The organism is Collinsella aerofaciens (assembly GCF_040910265.1).
GTDB classification, from domain to species: domain Bacteria; phylum Actinomycetota; class Coriobacteriia; order Coriobacteriales; family Coriobacteriaceae; genus Collinsella; species Collinsella aerofaciens_BK.
This window is the reverse complement of the sequence record NZ_JBDGAW010000021.1, coordinates 3,753-22,150: the sequence shown is the minus strand read 5'-3', so window position 1 is coordinate 22,150 and position 18,398 is coordinate 3,753. Positions and strand designations below refer to the sequence as shown.

Genomic DNA, 18,398 nt, shown 5'->3' with positions numbered 1-18,398 from the left:
CCTCTACGTTTCCCCAAAATCGAAAGGCTTCCATGAATCCCAGGACTAAATCTCAAGACATTCGCGACTTGAGCCAAAACGATATTCGCGAGCTCGTGGCCGAGCTTGGCCAGCCCGCCTTCCGCGCGAAGCAGCTCATCGAATGGGTCTTTGAGAAGAACGTTTGTTCGTTTGACGACATGACCAACCTTCCCAAAGCCTTCCGCGAGCAGCTGAAGGAGGCTTTTGCCTTTGAAACGCCGACTGAACTCACCAAGCAGGTTTCCAAAGATGGCTCGCGCAAGTATCTGCTCGAGTACCACGATGGCATTTCCGTCGAGACTGTCGGCATGCCCCGTCGTAACAAGCTTTCTGTCTGCGTTTCCACCCAGGCAGGCTGCGGCATGGGCTGCGCCTTTTGCGCTACCGGTCTCAACGGCCTCAAGCGCTCTCTGACCGCTCAAGAGATCGTCGACCAGGTGCTTCATGTATCCAACGACTTTGGCGAGCGTGCCACAAGCGTTGTCTTCATGGGCCAGGGTGAGCCGTTTGCCAACTACGACGAGGTTCTCAAGGCATTGCGCATCCTCAACGACCCCGATGGCATCGGTATCGGCGCTCGTCACCTCACCGTCTCTACCAGCGGCGTTATTCCCGGTATTCGTAAATTTGCCGATATCCCCGAGCAGTTCACTCTTGCCGTTTCCCTGCATTCCGCCATCCAGTCGACGCGCAATAAGCTCATGCCCGGTGTTAAGAAGTACACGCTGCTTCGCCTTCACGAAGCGCTTCAGCTCTACACCGAGAAGACTGGCCGCCGCCCGACCTATGAGTATGCCATGATCGAAGGCGTCAACGATACGAACCCCGAGATGCAGGCACTCTGCGACTTCTGCGAGGGAACGCTGTGCCACGTTAACCTGATTCAACTTAACGACATCGAGGGCAGCCCGCTCAAGCCGTCACCGATTCATAAGGTTGAGGATCTTCAGCGTCGTCTTGAGTCCCGTGGCATCGAGACCACGATTCGTAACTCCCGTGGTAACGATATTGACGCCGCTTGCGGGCAGCTGAAACAGCGCTTCAAAGTTCAGAAGAACGCATAGGGGAGTCGCACTCCAAAACGTTTCATGTGAAACGTCGAACGGCCCCGGTTGCAGGATATGCAACCGGGGCCGTTTCATTTATCGACCTCAATTTTGGATTAGTTGCCACCTATCCAATTTTTTACGACCAAAATAAGGGGTCCTTGTCTCGTGAATCAGACAAGGACCCATAAAATTATGCTGAGTAATTGTTAGGTACCTAATAACCTACATTTTCCCATTGGTTGCTAACCCAACCTTGATTAATCTTGGGATTCTTCGTTACCTGAGCAGTACGCATGGCAACATCTTCTGTCATTACATCCATTTTCTTCTTGGATGTATCAACGATATCTTGCGCGCCACGAAGCAAACGACCTCGAAGTTCATCGTCTGTCGCGATCTTATAGCCAGCAAAGGCACCAGCCGCGACAGTCGTCACCAATGCAATCGCAGTAAAAATCTTATTCCTCATCTTGGCCTCCTTGATCAAACTGAATCATTTCACCAAGAATACGAGAGAGCTCTTCCTCGTCTTTAAACTCAATCTCAATCTTATTCTTTCCACGCGAGCTCTTCACACGCACGTTGGTATTAAATACCTGACGGAGTACACGCGCAGCCTTTTTAAAAGACTGAGGCGTTGCAGGCCGCGGCGTCTTAGGTGTCTCTCCGGCAGAAAACAATGGAGCAAGATTTTCTGTCGCTCTTACGGAAAGGCCCTCCGCAACAACCTTCTCGGCAAGTCGAATTCGAGCATCCTCATAGGGAACTGCAAGAATCGCACGTGCGTGACCAGCAGTAAGTTTACCCTCAAAAATCATCTGCTGAACTACTTCGGGGAGATCGAGAAGGCGCAGCGAGTTTGTAATTGCAGAGCGTGACTTGCTTACGGCCTTCGACAATGCCTCCTGGGTCATACCGCTAGCATCGATGAGCTGGCGATATCCCTTAGCCTCTTCGACGGGATTCAGATCAGAACGCTGAAGGTTTTCGATAAGAGCAAGCGCCAGCATCTCTTCATCATTAACATCTTTAATGATGACAGGCAGCTCCTCAAGACCAGCAAGCTTTGACGCCTGGTAACGACGCTCACCAGCGATGATCTCATAGCCGTTTCCATGCTTGCGAACCAAGAGCGGCTGCAAAACGCCATGTTCTTGGATTGACTCGCTCAACTCGCGAAGTTCAGTTTCATTAAAGTGAATTCGCGGTTGATTAGGGTTGGGAACGATATCCTCAATAGGTAGTTTTGTTTCAGATGCGGCATTTGAAGCAGATGCAGCAGAACCACCGGTCTCATACTCAGCCTCTGAGACCAAAGCATTGAGTCCGCGTCCCAATCCACCACGTTTCTTTGCACTAGGCACGCTTGATCACCTCTTTTGCAAGGTTCATATACGCTTTTGCACCCTTGTTTTGAGGTGCATAGGTAATTACCGGTTCTCCAAAAGACGGAGCTTCGGAGATTTTAACCGTACGGGGAATCAGTGTCTTAAACGCCTTATCACCAAAGTACGATTGAACTTCCTCAACAACCTGATTCGACAAAGAAGTACGTGAGTCATACATGGTCATAAGCACGCCATAGGTGTCTAGGCCCTTGTTCAGACGTGATTTGACCATCTTCATTGACTCAAGCAGCTTCGTAACGCCCTCGAGTGCGTAATACTCACACTGGATTGGAATCAAAACGCTATCTGCTGCGGTCAAGGCATTGATAGTAAGCAGGCCGAGCGAAGGAGGACAGTCAATGAAAATAAAATCGAACTCGTCCTGAATCGGCTCAAGCAAATCTTTGAGGCGGGTTTCACGAGCAATTGCGCTTACGAGCTCAATTTCGGCACCTGCAAGCTGAATCGTAGCTGGAATTACGAATACCTTTTTGCAATTTGTATCAAGAACAAGCGATTCTGCCGGCACATCATTCAACAATGCATCATAGATGCAGTGATCAAGGTCTTCTTTTTCAATACCAAATCCACTGGTGCTGTTTCCCTGCGGATCAAAATCGACAATCAGTGTCTTACGACCCTGCTCACCCAGTGCTGCTGCAAGGTTTACAGCCGTCGTTGACTTACCGACGCCGCCTTTTTGATTGATGATTGCAATGATACGCGTGTCTTTTGCGCTCTTAGAACGCTTAACGTCGCGAAATCCCACGGTCCCTCCTGGTGTGTATTAAAGCTGTCAAACGGAGGATGTTTCACGTGAAACATTCCGATTCGATATCAACCGCCATGTTTCACGTGAAACACTGCAAGTTGTTAGTATCCATTATGTTTCACGTGAAACATCTAGGCAAGCGGATTCTTCTTTGCCATGCCATTTGCACGAGGCAATGAAACGGATGCTGGATGACTCTTTTTAAGAACAATGAACTCCCTGTGGCCCAAGCCCTCAGGCAAATCGATTGTGTCATTCAGAAGCAAAGTGAAGCCGCAAATCTTAGCTGCTGACATGCCGGAAGCAAGCTCCTCATCCGAAGGATTACCCTTGGTGATAACAAATAGCCCTCCATCCTTGAGGAACGGAGCTGCATACTCAACAAGAATCGGTAGAGAAGCCAGTGCGCGGGCGGTTACGACAGAGAACTGCTTCTTATGGCTTCGAGCATATTCTTCAAGACGATCATGGACCGCATGAGCATGTTTCAATCCAAGAGCATGGACAAAAGAATTGACAGCATCAACCTTCTTGCCAACAGAGTCAATATAAGTAGCTTTACGATGCGTGGTTATGGTTAAAGGAATACCGGGGAAGCCCGCACCTGTTCCCATATCGAGCAAAGCTCCCTCAGGAGCCTTATTGATATAAGGGAGCAAAACAAGAGAGTCGAGGATATGAAGAACCGCAGCATCTTCTATGTTAAGAATACGGGTGAGATTGGTTGTCTTATTTGTTTCCAGAACCAAATCCAAATGCTGAATACATTTCCTCAGCTCAACATCAGTTACGCTCAAGGAATACTCTTTGCAATAGGAAGTTAGACGACTCAACATCTCGTCAGCCTGCTGATCAGTAAGTACTAACAACGAAAGCTCCTTTCTGACAAAAATCAGTGTATCGAGAACTTTTGACAAAAAAAGGGGACGTGGAAACCACGTCCCCTTAGCATAAGCTCGAGTAGATTATCGAGCAACAATCACCACATGGCGATCGGGATCAGAACCCTCAGAATGAGTATCGACGGCGTCATTGCCACGAAGTGCAATGTGAACCAGTCGGCGCTCGTAGGCATTCATGGGCGGAAGCGAAACACTCTTATGAGTGCGGATGGCACGCTCGGCAGCAGACTGAGCCATGGAGGCAACCTTGTCCTGACGGCGGCTCTTGTATCCCTCGACGTCCACTACAACCGGATACCTAAAGCCGAGCTTGCGGCTCACCAGCAATGAGAACATAACCTGAAGGGCATCAAGGGTGCGACCATGACGGCCAATGAGAACAGCAAGGTCGGGAGCCGTTACATCCAAAATCAGCTCACCCTCGTCGCCCTCATACTCATCGATAGGAGAGTTGGCGGCATCGAAGTGCGAAAGGATGGAACGCAGGATGGAAATCGCAACATCGGCAATGGTGTCGAGCTCCTCATCGGTCAGCTCTTCACCGGCCTTGTAGCGCTGTGCAATCTCGGGATAATCGCCCGCGACCTGCGGGGCAACCTCCTCAAGCATATCCTCGATGATCTCTTCAGACATAACGTACTCCAAAGGTTAGGTACCTAAATAAGATTGATATCCCACTACTTCTTCTTGTGCGGGCGCGGCTTCTTCTCGCGACGAGTGACCTCAACCTGCAGCGGCGCGTTCTTAAGACGCTCCTCCTCATCGGCCTTCGCCTTGTCGATGACCTTCTGCGTCACAAAAATCTGCTGGATAACCTGCCAAGCAGACGAGACGTCGTAGTACAGCAGAACACCAACGGGAAGGCTCCAGCCCATCCAAAGCATCATGACCGTCATGACAACGGCCATCATACGCATGCTCTGAGCCTGCTGGCCAGTCTGGTTGCGCGACATATAGAGCTGCGGAATCAGGGTCAGGACAGCGAACAGGATCAGGCAGACCAGCGCAGGCAGCGCGACCATAAAGCCATCGGCAAAGGAGGCACTCGGCGTGGTGGTCAGGTCGGGCAGAATATTAAAGAACGAGAACGTGCCGTCGTTAAAGTAGTCCGGCAGGTTACGCAGCAGCGTAAAGAGGGCGAACAGGACAGGCATCTGAATCAACAGCGGCAGACAACCAGCCATCGGGTTGAACTTGTTCTCGCTGTAGAACTTCTGCATTTCCTCGGCCTGACGCTGGGGATCGTCGGCATAGCGCTCCTGGATCTCGAGCATCTTGGGCTGCAGCACCTGCATACGTGCCGTCGACTTAGTCGACTTGAGCATAAGCGGCGTCAGCAGCAGACGGATGATGACCACCAGGATGATGATGGACAGGCCCCAGTCGACCGCAAAGGTCTGGATGAGCTTGAGCAGCTCGAAAAGGATGTTAACGATCCAATCCCACATGTAAGTTTTCCTCCGATAGCGAGTGCCCGCTAGGGCACAGGGTCATAACCGCCGACGTGCAGGGGATTGCAGCGAGCGATGCGCCTCACGGCAAGCCAGCAGCCTCTCAAAACACCGTACTTCTCAATCGCCTGGACGGCGTATTGCGAGCACGTTGGGTAATAAATGCAGGCGTCAGGCAATAAGGGCGAAATAACCTGTTGATATATGCGAATAGGAGCGATGGCAACACGTCGCAAAACGTGATTGCTCATCGCTCCTCCCCGGCAACGCCGGCGCGTTTCATAAGCGAACGCAATGCATTGTCCATCTCCTGCGGCGAGGAAACCCTCGTCTTGGGAGTTGCGAACAAGATGATGTCATAACCCGCAACGGGAAATCCACAGCTGCGGGCGGCCTCGCGCATCACACGCTTAGAACGGTTGCGCACGACAGCACAACCGAGCCGTTTAGCACCAACGAAGGCGACCCTTCCGGAGTCGCCTTCGCCAACCGATTCACATATGGTCATTCGAATCAGAGGGTGATTGAAACGACGCCCCTGACTGAACACATGCTCGAAATCTTGCCGAGACTTAATAGTCTTCATGCGAGATGTGTGTATCGCTGCTAGACAGTGAGACGCTTGCGGCCCTTGGCGCGACGACGGGCGAGCACGGCACGACCACCCTTAGTGGCCATACGGGCACGGAAGCCATGGGTCTTGGCACGCTTACGCTTATTAGGCTGATACGTACGCTTCATCTTAAGTTCCTCCTGCTGCATTTCGAGTGTCCGCGGGGGCGCGGACGCAGATATAGACACGTGAGCTTGAAGATTGTAGGGAAATCAATGTTCAAATGTCAAGAAATCAAAGGTAAAAGGTTGCGCAGTTCACACGGTTCCCCCATAAGCCGAGCTCGATTTAGCGGTGCATGGCAACTTTTCACGATATTTCATCGAGTTTTCAACAGGTCATGTTGGCAATGTTGAGAACTTTTCGTCCGTTTTCCAAAGTTTTCAACAGGTTTTGAAAAGTTGTCGAAAGATGAGAAACATTGCACGGTGAGCTACTATTTGTTCGAAACCTTTTGAAAGATTGCGAGCGGCATGTCTGACGACTTTTACACCATGGTCGATTCCGGAGACCCGGCACCCGACAACGAGCACATCACCGGCGTGCGCGAAGAGCGTAAGGAAGGCGAGCAGACGACCACGCAGGCGCCGAAAGCCATGTACGCCGCGCGCATCGCCGTCTATGACGACATGCTGTCGACACCGCGTGTGATCGTCATTGATCCGCAAGATGTCCGCACGTATTTGGAAGAGACGACCAACACCGTCTACCAGTGCATGAAAGAGCAAGGTGGCCATATCTCGCTCATGGTCATCCGCGAGATTGTCGAAAACTTTATCCACGCGCACTTTGCCGAGCCCATCATCTCGATTCTGGACGGCGGAGACACCATCCGCTTTGCCGATCAGGGGCCCGGCATCGACGACAAGGAGCGCGCTTTCGACTTTGGCGTTACCAGCGCAAACAGCAAGATGAAGCGCTACATCCGTGGAACCGGAGCAGGGTTTCCCATGGTGCAGGAGTATTTGGAAAACGCCGGCGGGGCCGTGTCCATCGAGGACAACATGGGCAACGGCACCGTGGTTACGGTAAGCCTGGACCCTAAGCGCGTGCAGGAAATCGAACGCGCCGGCGGACGCGGTGCTGCCGTGCGGCCCGAGACGGAGCAGCCCACATATCCCCTGCCGGGAGCTTTTGCGCAGCAGCCCATGGCAACGCAGCAGATGCAGCCCCGCGTGGGACAGATGCAGCAGCCCGGAATGCTTCGTACACAAGAGCCCCAGGCGGCATCGGTGTCGATGCCGCCAAACGTGCCAGAGGCCATGCCGCTGGCGGATCAGGATGCAGCAGCGATGCAGCAGGCGACGGGGGCGCCGGGTGGCCAGCAAATGGGCTATCAGCCGTACCAACAGGGATATCCATATCAGCAGATGCCGCCACTGGGGTATGGCCAGCAGTTCCCGCAGCAGTACCAGCAGGGATATCAGCAGCCGTACCAGCAGATGCCGCAGCAGCAGTACAACCCCTGGGCCCAGCAGATGCCTCCGCAGCCTTACCAACAGTGGCCTCAAAGTTTTCAACAGCAAATGCCGCCGATGCAGAGTTCTCAACAACCAGCAGTTCAAATGATGTATCCTAATGCAGCAAATCAGTATGCGCAGCCACAACCGGACGTGTTCGTAAGCGATCGCGGCAACGCCGCGCTGGGCTATCTGGCGCAAAATCAAGCGTGCGGTGCTACCGATCTGGCGAGGGCGTTTGGAAACTCGGCCCCCACTTGGTCACGCACGCTCAATGACTTGGCGCAGGCCGGCTTGGTCATCAAGCATGGCCAGAAATACCATCTGACCGAACTCGGCGCCGCTCGCGTGCGAGCTCAGAGCTAAAGAACGGGAGAGACAGTGGACGAGGAAGCAAGCATCATCCTGGGGGATGCCATCGCCTTTTGCCAGCGCGACGGCCAAGATGCACGCCTCATCAACATGCTGGGGCAATCGCGCGCCATAAGCCTGACCGAAGATACGCTCACGATCGAGGCCCCCTCGCGCTTTGCCATCGCGCAGCTCAAAAAGCATCAGCCGACTATTGAGGCCTATCTGGAAGAAATCGCCTTTGCACCGATTGCGCTCGACATCGTGGCACCGCAAGGCGCAACGGCCGAATCTGCTGCCGCGACGGCGCCCGCCACGGCTCCCGCTGCTTCCCCGGCGGCGCCGGCCTCCGCAGGCGACGCGCCGACAATCGAGCACCAGCACAGCGATGTTTCCCGTGAAACCATGGCACCGTTGCCGACCGCGGCGGCGACGTCAACGAACGCACCCGTCACGCACATGCCTATCGCTCACGACGCAGCGGCGGGCGCGGATTCGGGAATTGCAATCAAGAACACGCTCTCGGCCGATGATTTTCGTCGCATGATGAACCAGATGAAGGGCGGAGCGCCGACTAAGTCCACGCAAGCCGCGACCCCCGCTTCACCCATGCCAGCACCGACCGTACTGGCCGAGCAGAATACGGATGGAGCCCCGCTCGCCGCGAACTCAAAATTTACCTTTGAGAACTTTGTTTACGGCCCCGAGAACAGCCATGCCTATCGCTCGGCACTCAAGTTTGCCGCCCTCGCGGACGAGCGCGGCACGTGCACATCACTGTTCATCTACGGCAAATCGGGCCTGGGCAAGACGCACCTGCTGCTTGCCATCAAAAACGAGCTCGCCGAGAAGTCGCCCGAGATCAAGGTCAAGTATGCCAACTCCCAGGCATATCTGGACGACCTGATGACCGAGTTCGACCGCCAAAAGAAGAGCAACGCCCCCATCATGCAGGCATACCACGGCGTGGACGTGCTCATCATCGATGACATCCAAAACATCATCGGCAAGCGCGCGAGCGTGGACTACTTTTTCCAGCTCATGGACGAGTTCATCCGCAACAACAAGAAGGTCGTCATCGCGGCAGACCGCGCCCCCAAGGACCTGAGTATGGACGAGCGTCTGACCAGCCGCTTCAACGCCGGCATGCTCTGCCTGGTCGCAGAGCCCAGCTACGAGATGAAATATAAGATCTTGCAGCGCTATTACGAGAACACCATCGTCGCCGCTCCCGAGGCAGGCGACGACTCGCTGCTGGCGGCCTATGGGGGCGACAGCGGGCACCTGACCGACGAGCACTTTAAGCACATGGCAGAGGTGTCGGGCACCAACATCCGCGAACTCGAGAGCTTCTGCGAGCGCTGCGCCGGCGAGGCGGGCGACCGCGAGCGCGAGGGCGGGGAGCTCACCTTTGACGATATCGACGCCATCGCCAGCCAGTACTTCGACACATCGGCCAAAAAGATCAACGTCCAGACGGTTCAGTCCGTCATCGAAGATCAGTACGGCGTGACGCACGAGGAGCTCATCGGCCCGCGTCGCAACGCCAATATCGCCAAAGCACGCCATATTGCCATCTATCTGGCCATCGAGATGTGCGAGATGACGACCACGGCGGTGGGCGCCGAATTTGGCAACCGCAACCACTCGACCGTCAGTACGAGCTACAAAAAGGTCCAGAAGATGATCCAGGAAGACCGCACCGTCACCGAAGACCTCAAGTCGCTGCGCGATAAAATTACACTGCGCTCGTAGGGAAATAGAGACACCTGTTGAAAACTTGTCGAAACCACGGGCATAAGGTGTCTAAAACCCAACCCGCGGTGATGAAAAGTTTTGCGCAGGTTTTGAACGTGGAAAACCACCCCTGTTGCACGCAGGTTGCTGTCGATTCTCTTTCTGGGTCTGACCTGCGTCTTTGGGAGTAATCAACAGTTTCGTCAGTGCTATTACTATTATTAAGATATTTATATCTATAGAAAGGTATTAAAAGATGAAGTTCACCGTCAGCCAGAGCTCGCTTACACAAGCCATCGGCGTCGTTATGAAGGGTGTCGCTTCGGCATCCACCCTCCCCATCCTGTCGGGCGTGCTCGTTAAGGCCCAAGACGGCATCTTGGAATTCCAGACCTCTAACTACACCATCTCGATCCGTCATCGCATCGCGGCGCATGTCGAAGAAGAGGGCGAGATGGTTATTCCCTGTAAGATGCTCTCCAATATCACCAAGACCCTCCCCGATGCCCCGGTCACCTTTGAGCTGTCCGAGCGCCAGGTGCTGATTGGTTGCGAGAAGAGCTCTTTCCGCCTGAACACGCTCGATGCCAATGACTTCCCCGAGTTTCCGGCCTATGCCATCGAGAGTGCCGTGGAGCTGCCGACCGATGTCTTGTCCGAAATGGTCGGCCGCGTGTGGCGCGTCACCTCGACCGACAAGGCTCGCCCCATCCTGGGCGGCGTGCACATGAAGGTCGAGAACAACACCGTACGCCTGGTGGCGACCGATTCCTTCCGCTTGGCCGTGTGCGATACGCAGGTCGAGACCTCGACCCTCGAGGGCTCCTTTGAGCTCAACGTTCCGGCTGACGCCTTTAACGACGCGCTGAACATCATGGCCAGCCAGGCGACCATCATGATCGGGGCTACCGACACCCAGGTCGTCTTCGAGGCCGGCAACACCACCTACGTGTCGCGTCGCATCGAGGGCGTGTACCCCAACTACAAGCAGCTCATCCCCGATTCGTGCGTGACGAGCGTCAAGATCGACGTCGCCGCCTTTAACGCCGCCCTCAAGCGCGTGGCCGTTATCGCGAGCGCCAACCCCGCCGTCAAGTTCGAGATCGATGTCGAGAACGGTCAGATGGGCCTGTCCTCCATTTCCAATGACCAGGACCTTGCGCAGGAGACGATCGATGTCGAGGCCGAGGGCGAGTCGGGCACCATCGCCTTCAACTACCACTACATCTTCGGCTGCCTCAATGCCCTGTCCAAGGAGAAGGAGATCACGCTGGAGCTCAAGAGCTACTCGCAGGCGGGCATCTTTAAGTCCTACGATAAGATCAACTACCTGTACCTGGTCATGCCGGTCCGCATCTAGCGCTGCGCTATGACCATGTTCGCCCGCGATCTTTCCGTCGCGCACTACCGCAGCTTCGATAGCTATCGCCTTGCCCTGGACGAGGGCGTGACGATACTTGCGGGACCCAACGCGGCGGGAAAGACCAATCTCATAGAGGCGCTGCAGCTGCTGACGAGCGGCGCCTCGTTTAGGCATCCGACCGCAGCCGAGCTCGTCCATGACGGCGTGGGCTCGTGCAAGGTAGAGCTGAGGCTCGAGGGCGACGGCCGCGTGCTTGATATGGGATTGAGCGCGGAGGACGGTAAACGCTCGTTTAGTCGCAACGGCAAGAGATGCTCTGCCGCCGGTGTGCGCGGGGTTCTGCCGAGCGTGCTGTTTTGCCCCGACCATCTGGACATGGTTAAGCGAGGCGCCAGTGTGCGCCGCGCCGCCCTCGATGACTTTGGCATGCAACTGAGCGCACGCTATGCCGATCTTGCGAGCACCTATGGGCGCTGCGTGACCCAGCGTAACGCCTTGCTCAAGGAGGCCTGGTGCTGCCGCGAGATGCTCGGCGCGTGGAACGATTCGATTGCCCGCGCGGGCTCGGCCCTGCTCGTGCACCGGCTGGCCCTGCTCGACCGGCTGGCGGGCCATGTGCGCACTGCCTACGGGCAAGTGGCGTCAGGTGAGACCGCCAACGTGACCTATGCGTCCACGCTGGGGGATTTGCCCCAGGTCGAGGATCGCGAAGAGCTGAAGGGTTGGGCGTACGAGCGCATGCTGGCCGCCCTTGACGAGCATGCCGACGAGGAAATTCGCCGCGGCGTGACGTTGGTGGGACCGCATCGCGACGAGATCGAGTTCACCGTGGCTGGTCGCTCCGCCCGTTCATTTGCCAGCCAAGGACAGCAGCGCACGCTGGTGCTGTCCTGGAAGGTGGCCGAGGTTGCCGTGGCTCGCGATGTCCTGGGCACCGCCCCACTGCTGCTTCTGGACGACGTGATGAGCGAGCTCGACGGCGAGCGTCGCGGCGCTTTCCTGCGGCTGATCGGCGATGATATCCAGACGGTCATAACCACGACCAACCTGGGGTACTTTACCGATGACCTGCTTGATCGAGCCAAGGTGGTGAGCATGGGTGAGGCGTGCTAATTACGAGCGCGAGAGCGAAACGGTCGCCTTCAGCGGGTTTTTGAACGCAGAACGTCAGCGCATCCTGGCGGCTGCGACCCCTGAGCGCCGTGCGCAGATGGAGGCCGCCGAGGAGTCGCGCACGGTCTATCGCGCATGGAACGCGGTGTGCTCGGGCACGCGCGAGGGACGGCATGTGACGGGACTGCGCTACCTGCCCGAGTCCAATGAGCTGCTGGTATATCTCGACTCGCCCTCGTGGACGCAGGAAATGACGCTGTTGCGCGAGATCATCCGCGCGCGCATGGAGCGTGCCGGTGCGCATGTGGACGGCCTGGTGTTCAAAACCACCGCGCCCGGTCACACGCCGCCCGCCGCCAAGGAACGCCTGCGCCCGGCGCCGACCGAGCGACCGCCGGCCCCGCACGCCGACCTAAGCGAGGCCGAGCGTACCGAGATCGAGCGCCAAGTGGCGCCCATCGAAGACCAAAAACTGCGCGAGGCCCTCGAGAATGCCATGAGAGCCAGTGCCGAGTGGGCCAAGGGCGTGCAAAGCAAAAAAGAGCCTTAAATCGCATCTGGTGGCCTTGTAGAGCCAAATACCCTCGTTCCCGAGGGTTTTTTTACGATAAACTAGTAAGGCTGTACACATTTTCTTGACTGAAGGAGGACGTGTGGCAAACGAAAACGATTACGATGGCGGCGAGATTAAGATTCTCGAAGGTCTTGAGGCCGTTCGTAAGCGCCCGGGCATGTATATCGGCTCGACGAGCGCCAGCGGTCTGCATCACCTGGTGTGGGAGATCGTTGACAACTCCGTCGACGAGGCCATGGCCGGTTTCTGCACCGAGATCCAGGTGACGGTCCACGCCGACAACTCCATCACGGTCGTCGACAACGGGCGCGGCATCCCCGTCGACGAGCACCCTGTTAAAAAGATCCCGACGCTCGAGGTCGTCATGACGATCCTGCACGCCGGCGGTAAGTTCGATAACTCGGCCTATAAGGTCTCGGGCGGTCTGCACGGCGTGGGCATCTCCGTCGTCAACGCACTGTCCAAGCGCGTGGTCGTTCAGGTTCGTCGCGATGGCAACACCTACGAGATGGAGTTCTCGCGCGGCAAGACCGTCAAGAAGATGGAGGTCGTGGGCACCTCGGATTCGACGGGCACCACCGTCACCTTCTGGCCCGACGACGAGATCTTCGAGACCTGCATCTACGATTTCGATACGCTGCACAACCGTCTGCAGGAGACGGCGTTCCTCAATAAGAACCTCAAGATCGTGCTGACCGACGAGCGCGAGGCGACTCCCCACGTGGAGGAGTTTTGCTACGAGGGCGGCATCATCGACTTCGTCAAGTTCCTCAACGAGGGCAAGGACGTCCCTGAGGCCTTTAAGGAGCCCATCTACATCGAGGGCAAATCGGACCCGGACGCGCCTGTGGCCAAGATGGGCGAGGTCGAGGTTTCCCTGCAGTGGAATAGCGGCTACGGCGAGAACGTCATGTCGTTTGCCAACGACATCTACACTCCCGAGGGCGGCATGCACCTTGAGGGCTTCCGCACCGCGCTCACCCGCGTGATCAACGACTACGCGCGCAAACAGAACCTGCTCAAGGAAAAAGACGCCAACCTGACCGGCGACGATGTGCGCGAGGGCCTTTCGGCCGTTATCTCGGTCAAGCTGCCCGATCCGCAGTTTGAGGGCCAGACCAAGGCCAAGCTCGGTAGCTCCTATATGCGCGCGCTCACGCTCAAGATCGTGACCGACGGCCTCGCCGATTACCTCGAGGAGCATCCCAAGCCCGCCCGCGAGATCGTCAAGAAGGCGCAACAGGCCTGCAAGGCGCGCAACGCCGCCCGCAAGGCGCGCGAGGCGACCCGCCGCAAGAGCCTGCTCGAGACGGCATCCCTGCCCGGTAAGCTCGCTGACTGCTCGGTGCGCGATGCCGAGCTGACCGAGCTCTTCATCGTAGAGGGCGACTCGGCAGGCGGTTCGGCCAAGGACGGCCGTCGCCGAGACATCCAGGCGATTCTGCCCCTGCGCGGCAAGATTCTGAACGTCGAACGCGTTGGTGACCATCGCGCGTTCTCGAGTGACACCATCCAGTCGCTGATTACCGCGATCGGCTGCGGCGTCACGACGAGTGCCGGCGACGGCGGCGACTTCGATATCACCAAGGCGCGCTACCACAAGATCATCATCATGACCGATGCAGACGTCGACGGTGCGCATATCCGCATCCTGCTGCTGACGTTCTTCTACAAGTACATGCGTCCGCTGATCGATGCCGGCTACGTCTATGTTGCCTGCCCGCCCATCTTTGGCATTAAGGTGCGCAACAAGATCCACTACGTGTATCCCAACGGCCGCCAGCCCGAAGACGAGATCCTGCGCGACACCATCCAGAGTTTGGGTCTGAACCCCGACGATAACGACGAAGACGGCAAGGCCAAGGATGGCAAGATCACCAAGAAGCGCAAGGGCTATACCGTCCAGCGCTACAAGGGTCTGGGCGAGATGGACCCCAAGCAGCTCGCCTCGACGACGATGGATCCCAAGACCCGCATCCTGCAGCGCGTGTCGATCGAGGATGCCGTGGTGGCAGACCGCGCCGTGCGCGAGCTGATGGGTTCCGAGGTCGGCTATCGCCGTGAGTACATCGAGAAGCACGCACATGATGCACGCTTCTTAGACGCCTAACCTGTTCGGCTTTCCCAGCCACCGCACCTTCGCCCTCAATCGTCGGTCGCGTACCCAAGTACGCTTCCCGCCTCTTTCGAGCGAATCTGCGGCACCTGGAAAAGCCGTCTCCGTGGCAGGGAACTAATGGACCACGCAAACCATGAGGAGGTAACGTGGCAGACGATATCAACAATAACGAGGGTATGGACGAGGCCGGCGATGCTGGTATGCCCGACGATCTGAAGCGCCTGCTTGCCCGTGCCGAGCAGGGCGAGGACGGCGATCCGGACGCCTATAACCCCGATGCCGATGATGATGAGGAAGAAGACGACGACGCCGAGCTCGAGGAGAGCTTTGGCGAAGTCGACCGTGGCGCCTCGGCCGGCGAGGATATCAACGGCGGCCAGCTCCAGATTTCGGAGTTCGGTCGCGAGATGAAGCAATCGTTCATCGAGTATTCGATGTCGGTTATCACAGCGCGCGCCCTGCCGGACGTGCGCGACGGCTTAAAGCCGGTGCACCGCCGCATTCTGTACGCGATGAACGAGAGCGGCATCTACCCCAACCGCCCACACAAGAAGTCGGCCTGGACGGTCGGCGAAGTTATCGGTAAGTACCACCCGCATGGCGACTCCGCGGTCTATGAGGCCATGGTCCGCCTGGCGCAGTGGTTCTCCATGCGCACGCCGCTTATCGACGGTCACGGCAACTTCGGCAACATCGACGGCGACGGCGCGGCAGCCATGCGTTACACCGAGAGCCGCCTGGCCAAGCCCGCCATGGAACTGCTGCGTGACCTGCAGAAGGATACTGTCGACTGGCAGCCCAACTACGACGAATCGCTCGCCGAGCCCGTGGCACTGCCTGCGCGCTTCCCCAACCTGCTGGTCAACGGTAGCCAGGGCATCGCCGTCGGCATGGCCACCAACATCGCCCCGCACAACCTCACCGAGGCGATCGAGGCCACCTGCTACCTGATCGACAACCCCGACGCCACCGTCGACGAGCTCATGCAGATCATGCCCGGTCCGGACTTCCCCACCGGCGCCATCATCATGGGCAGCGCCGGCATTAAGCAGAGCTACGAGACCGGCCGCGGCTCCATTACCGTGCGCGCCAAGGCTCACGTGGAGTCCACCAAGACCGGCCGCAGCCGCCTGGTCTTTACCGAGATTCCCTACATGGTCAACAAGGGTACCCTGCAGGAGAAGATCGCCCAGCTCGTCAACGACAAGCGCATCGAGGGCATCTCGGATATGCGCGATGAGTCAAACCAGAAGGGCATCCGTCTGGTCATCGAGCTCAAGAAGGGCGTCATCCCGCAGGTCGTGCTCAACAACCTGTACAAATACACCTCGCTGCAGACGACCTTCGGCGCCAACAACCTGGCGCTTGTCAACGGCGTTCCCAAATGCCTGAGCCTGCGCGAGATGCTGCAGCACTATATCGACCACCAGGTCGACGTCGTCACCCGCCGCACCCGCTTTGACCTCAAGAAGGCCCAGGCGCGTGCCCATATCCTCGAGGGCTACCTGATGGCTCTCGACCATATCGACGAGGTCATCAGCATCATCCGCTCCTCGCAGACCGACTCCGAGGCCAGCAGCCGCCTGATCGAGCGCTTTGGCTTTACGCCCGAGCAGACCACGGCCATCCTCGAGATGAAGCTGCGCCGCCTGACCGGCCTGGAGCGCGACAAGATTCAGGAAGAGCTGGACGGTCTGCGCCGCGCCATCGCCTACTACGAGGACCTGCTGGCGCACGAGGAGAAGATCCTGGGCGTCATTAAGGAAGAGATGCGCGAGATCTCCAAGAAGTTTGGCGATAAGCGCCGCACCGAGATCAGCCAGGTCGAGAAGGACCTGGACGTCGAGGACCTCATCGCCGACGAGGACATGGTCGTGACCATCACCCACACCGGCTATGTCAAGCGCATCCCGGTGGCCGCCTACCGCGCCCAGAAACGCGGCGGCAAGGGCGTGTCGGGCGTCAACCTCAAAGAGGACGATGTCATCGACGAGATGTTCATCGCGTCCACGCACGAGTACGTGCTGTTCTTCTCGAGCAAGGGCAAGGTCTATCGACTGAAGGTGCACGAGCTGCCGGTGGGTACGCGCCAGGCGCGCGGTACCGCGATCGTCAACCTGCTGCCCTTCGAGGAGGGCGAGAAGATCGCGAGCGTCATCAGCTGCCGCGAGTTCCCCGCCGACGAGTATCTGATGTTTGCCACCAAGAGCGGCATGGTCAAGAAGACCGTGATGAGCGCGTATGACCGCAGCCGTCGCGACGGCCTGATCGCTATCAACCTGCGTGACGACGACGCGCTGCTGAACGTCCGCCGCGTGCGCGAGGGCGACAAGATTATCCTGGCCACCACCGCGGGCAAGGCGATCATGTTCTCCGAGGAGCAGGTGCGCGCCACCGGCCGCGACACCAGCGGCGTTCGCGGTATCGGTATGAAGGACGGCGTGAGCGTTCTGGGCATGGAAGTCACTAACGGCAACGGCGATCTATTCGTCATCACCGAGCGCGGCTACGGCAAGCGCACGCCGGTCGCGGACTACCCGGAGCAGAATCGCGGCGGCCAGGGCGTCTACACCATCCAAATGACCGAGCGTAAGGGCAACCTCGCGGCCATGAAGACGGTGGGCCCGCAGCACGAGCTGTTCATCGTGACGGAGGGCGCGACGGTCATTCGCGTCAAGACCGATGAGATTAGCCAGACTGGCCGCGCTACCCAGGGCGTCAAGATGATGACCGTCGACGACAACGACCGCATCTGCGCTGTCGCCCGCATGACAGCCGCCAAAGAGAAGCCCGAAGGCGAAGGTGCAGAGGACGGCTCTGCCCCCGAAGAAACCCCTGTCGATCTAGGCGACGGCAACGACATGCCAGAAGATCTCCTAGACGAGTAAGAGGAACTAGCTGGTAGGAAATATCAGACCCCATATATCGGCGGTCGGCGCACTGCGCGCCGACCGCTTTTTTGACAATCTTGAACCTCGCGTCGGCCCCGGCTGCCCGGCGGCATGCGAAGTCGATCGCGAGTTCCGCACGAGCCGGAGAGCACTTAATGTGCTCTCCGTGCGAGCAGGACTGTCCGAGCAGGCGACTTCGCATGCCGCCGGGCAGCCGGGGCCGACACCCCTCAAAGATTTTCAAAAAAGTTGTTGACGCGCGCGTAACGACTCGTCTAATATATCCCTTGCGCGATGGACCTGTAGCTCAGTTGGTTAGAGCGTCCGGCTGATAACCGGGAGGTCACAAGTTCGAATCTTGTCAGGTCCACCACTTTCTTTCGCAATAAACACCCCAGCGAGAGCCGAGTCGCCGCTGGGGTGTTTATTACTGTCTCCGTGGGGGTTTAGCTCAGCTGGGAGAGCGCGGGCTTTGCAAGCCTGAGGTCAGGGGTTCGATCCCCCTAACCTCCACCATGATGGACCTGTAGCTCAGTTGGTTAGAGCGTCCGGCTGATAACCGGGAGGTCACAAGTTCGAATCTTGTCAGGTCCA

At 57.5% G+C, this 18,398-nt stretch carries 17 protein-coding genes and 3 tRNA genes; 11 read left to right on the top strand and 9 right to left on the bottom strand.

The window, feature by feature from the left end; translation table 11 throughout:
* The first annotated feature begins 32 nt into the window (after nt 1-32).
* The gene (gene rlmN, locus AB5Z14_RS08380; protein WP_368131036.1) at nt 33-1,085 is read left to right on the top strand and encodes a dual-specificity RNA methyltransferase RlmN; all 1,053 of its coding nucleotides are present in this window, start codon (nt 33-35) and stop codon (nt 1,083-1,085) included.
* A gap of 199 nt (nt 1,086-1,284) precedes the next feature.
* On the opposite strand, the gene AB5Z14_RS08375 is transcribed toward rlmN, so the two are convergent.
* The 9 genes from AB5Z14_RS08375 to rpmH all read right to left on the bottom strand — a co-directional run bounded on the left by AB5Z14_RS08375 (nt 1,285) and on the right by rpmH (nt 6,324).
* Nucleotides 1,285-1,539, bottom strand: coding sequence for a hypothetical protein (locus tag AB5Z14_RS08375; RefSeq protein WP_117817403.1), 255 nt, complete (start codon nt 1,537-1,539; stop codon nt 1,285-1,287).
* Nucleotides 1,529-2,434, bottom strand: a complete 906-nt coding sequence (locus AB5Z14_RS08370; RefSeq protein WP_199408188.1) for a ParB/RepB/Spo0J family partition protein — start codon at nt 2,432-2,434, stop codon at nt 1,529-1,531. Before AB5Z14_RS08370 ends, AB5Z14_RS08375 begins: the two co-directional genes overlap by 11 nt.
* Entirely contained in the window at nt 2,427-3,227 is an 801-nt protein-coding gene (locus AB5Z14_RS08365; protein ID WP_022093800.1) for a ParA family protein, read from the bottom strand. The genes AB5Z14_RS08370 and AB5Z14_RS08365 overlap by 8 nt, the downstream gene beginning before the upstream one ends.
* Before the next feature lie 134 nt (nt 3,228-3,361).
* On the bottom strand, nt 3,362-4,027 hold the full coding sequence (rsmG, locus tag AB5Z14_RS08360; protein ID WP_368131035.1) for a 16S rRNA (guanine(527)-N(7))-methyltransferase RsmG: 666 nt from the start codon (nt 4,025-4,027) through the stop codon (nt 3,362-3,364).
* 168 nt (nt 4,028-4,195) lie between these two features.
* Complete coding sequence (locus AB5Z14_RS08355) at nt 4,196-4,765, bottom strand: Jag family protein (RefSeq protein ID WP_022093802.1); 570 nt, start codon at nt 4,763-4,765, stop codon at nt 4,196-4,198.
* 44 nt (nt 4,766-4,809) lie between these two features.
* Nucleotides 4,810-5,580 carry a YidC/Oxa1 family membrane protein insertase gene (locus AB5Z14_RS08350; RefSeq protein WP_055251326.1) on the bottom strand — a complete coding sequence of 257 codons (771 nt, stop codon included), beginning with the start codon at nt 5,578-5,580 and terminating at the stop codon, nt 4,810-4,812.
* A 29-nt stretch (nt 5,581-5,609) separates the two neighbouring features.
* Nucleotides 5,610-5,834, bottom strand: coding sequence for a membrane protein insertion efficiency factor YidD (yidD, locus tag AB5Z14_RS08345; RefSeq protein ID WP_022093804.1), 225 nt, complete (start codon nt 5,832-5,834; stop codon nt 5,610-5,612).
* A complete protein-coding gene (rnpA, locus tag AB5Z14_RS08340; protein WP_082435526.1) occupies nt 5,831-6,169 on the bottom strand; it encodes a ribonuclease P protein component in 339 nt (112 codons plus the stop codon). Before rnpA ends, yidD begins: the two co-directional genes overlap by 4 nt.
* A gap of 20 nt (nt 6,170-6,189) precedes the next feature.
* Nucleotides 6,190-6,324, bottom strand: a complete 135-nt coding sequence (rpmH, locus tag AB5Z14_RS08335; RefSeq protein WP_019127408.1) for a 50S ribosomal protein L34 — start codon at nt 6,322-6,324, stop codon at nt 6,190-6,192.
* Nucleotides 6,325-6,669: 345 nt separating this feature from the next.
* On the opposite strand from rpmH, the gene AB5Z14_RS08330 reads away from it, so the two are divergent.
* The 10 genes from AB5Z14_RS08330 to AB5Z14_RS08285 all read left to right on the top strand — a co-directional run bounded on the left by AB5Z14_RS08330 (nt 6,670) and on the right by AB5Z14_RS08285 (nt 18,398).
* On the top strand, nt 6,670-8,022 hold the full coding sequence (locus AB5Z14_RS08330) for an ATP-binding protein (protein ID WP_368131034.1): 1,353 nt from the start codon (nt 6,670-6,672) through the stop codon (nt 8,020-8,022).
* 15 nt (nt 8,023-8,037) lie between these two features.
* Entirely contained in the window at nt 8,038-9,762 is a 1,725-nt protein-coding gene (locus AB5Z14_RS08325) for a DnaA ATPase domain-containing protein (RefSeq protein ID WP_368131033.1), read from the top strand.
* A gap of 238 nt (nt 9,763-10,000) precedes the next feature.
* A complete protein-coding gene (gene dnaN, locus AB5Z14_RS08320; protein ID WP_099432409.1) occupies nt 10,001-11,104 on the top strand; it encodes a DNA polymerase III subunit beta in 1,104 nt (367 codons plus the stop codon).
* 9 nt (nt 11,105-11,113) lie between these two features.
* A complete protein-coding gene (recF, locus tag AB5Z14_RS08315) occupies nt 11,114-12,220 on the top strand; it encodes a DNA replication/repair protein RecF (RefSeq protein WP_368131032.1) in 1,107 nt (368 codons plus the stop codon).
* Complete coding sequence (locus AB5Z14_RS08310) at nt 12,207-12,770, top strand: DciA family protein (protein WP_368131031.1); 564 nt, start codon at nt 12,207-12,209, stop codon at nt 12,768-12,770. The genes recF and AB5Z14_RS08310 overlap by 14 nt, the downstream gene beginning before the upstream one ends.
* 103 nt (nt 12,771-12,873) lie before the next feature.
* Nucleotides 12,874-14,904 (top strand): DNA topoisomerase (ATP-hydrolyzing) subunit B, encoded by a 2,031-nt coding sequence (gyrB, locus tag AB5Z14_RS08305; protein WP_117769723.1) that lies wholly within the window; start codon nt 12,874-12,876, stop codon nt 14,902-14,904.
* Between the two features lie 185 nt (nt 14,905-15,089).
* Nucleotides 15,090-17,801: a DNA gyrase subunit A gene (gyrA, locus tag AB5Z14_RS08300; protein ID WP_368131047.1), complete on the top strand. Its 2,712-nt coding sequence runs from the start codon at nt 15,090-15,092 to the stop codon at nt 17,799-17,801.
* A 299-nt stretch (nt 17,802-18,100) separates the two neighbouring features.
* A tRNA-Ile gene (locus AB5Z14_RS08295) sits at nt 18,101-18,177 on the top strand.
* A 67-nt stretch (nt 18,178-18,244) separates the two neighbouring features.
* Nucleotides 18,245-18,320: transfer RNA gene (locus tag AB5Z14_RS08290), tRNA-Ala, on the top strand.
* A 4-nt stretch (nt 18,321-18,324) separates the two neighbouring features.
* A tRNA-Ile gene (locus AB5Z14_RS08285) sits at nt 18,325-18,398 on the top strand.

Excerpts from the sequence above, each read along its gene's own strand:
- AB5Z14_RS08355 (WP_022093802.1), bottom strand. The coding sequence starts at position 4,765 with ATGTCTGAAGAGATCATCGAGGATATGCTTGAGGAGGTTGCCCCGCAG.
- AB5Z14_RS08350 (WP_055251326.1), bottom strand. The coding sequence starts at position 5,580 with ATGTGGGATTGGATCGTTAACATCCTTTTCGAGCTGCTCAAGCTCATC.
- gyrA (WP_368131047.1), top strand. The coding sequence starts at position 15,090 with ATGGACGAGGCCGGCGATGCTGGTATGCCCGACGATCTGAAGCGCCTG.
- rpmH (WP_019127408.1), bottom strand. The coding sequence starts at position 6,324 with ATGAAGCGTACGTATCAGCCTAATAAGCGTAAGCGTGCCAAGACCCAT.
- recF (WP_368131032.1), top strand. The coding sequence starts at position 11,114 with ATGACCATGTTCGCCCGCGATCTTTCCGTCGCGCACTACCGCAGCTTC.
- AB5Z14_RS08330 (WP_368131034.1), top strand. The coding sequence starts at position 6,670 with ATGTCTGACGACTTTTACACCATGGTCGATTCCGGAGACCCGGCACCC.
- rlmN (WP_368131036.1), top strand. The coding sequence starts at position 33 with ATGAATCCCAGGACTAAATCTCAAGACATTCGCGACTTGAGCCAAAAC.
- rnpA (WP_082435526.1), bottom strand. The coding sequence starts at position 6,169 with ATGAAGACTATTAAGTCTCGGCAAGATTTCGAGCATGTGTTCAGTCAG.
- dnaN (WP_099432409.1), top strand. The coding sequence starts at position 10,001 with ATGAAGTTCACCGTCAGCCAGAGCTCGCTTACACAAGCCATCGGCGTC.
- AB5Z14_RS08375 (WP_117817403.1), bottom strand. The coding sequence starts at position 1,539 with ATGAGGAATAAGATTTTTACTGCGATTGCATTGGTGACGACTGTCGCG.
- yidD (WP_022093804.1), bottom strand. The coding sequence starts at position 5,834 with ATGAGCAATCACGTTTTGCGACGTGTTGCCATCGCTCCTATTCGCATA.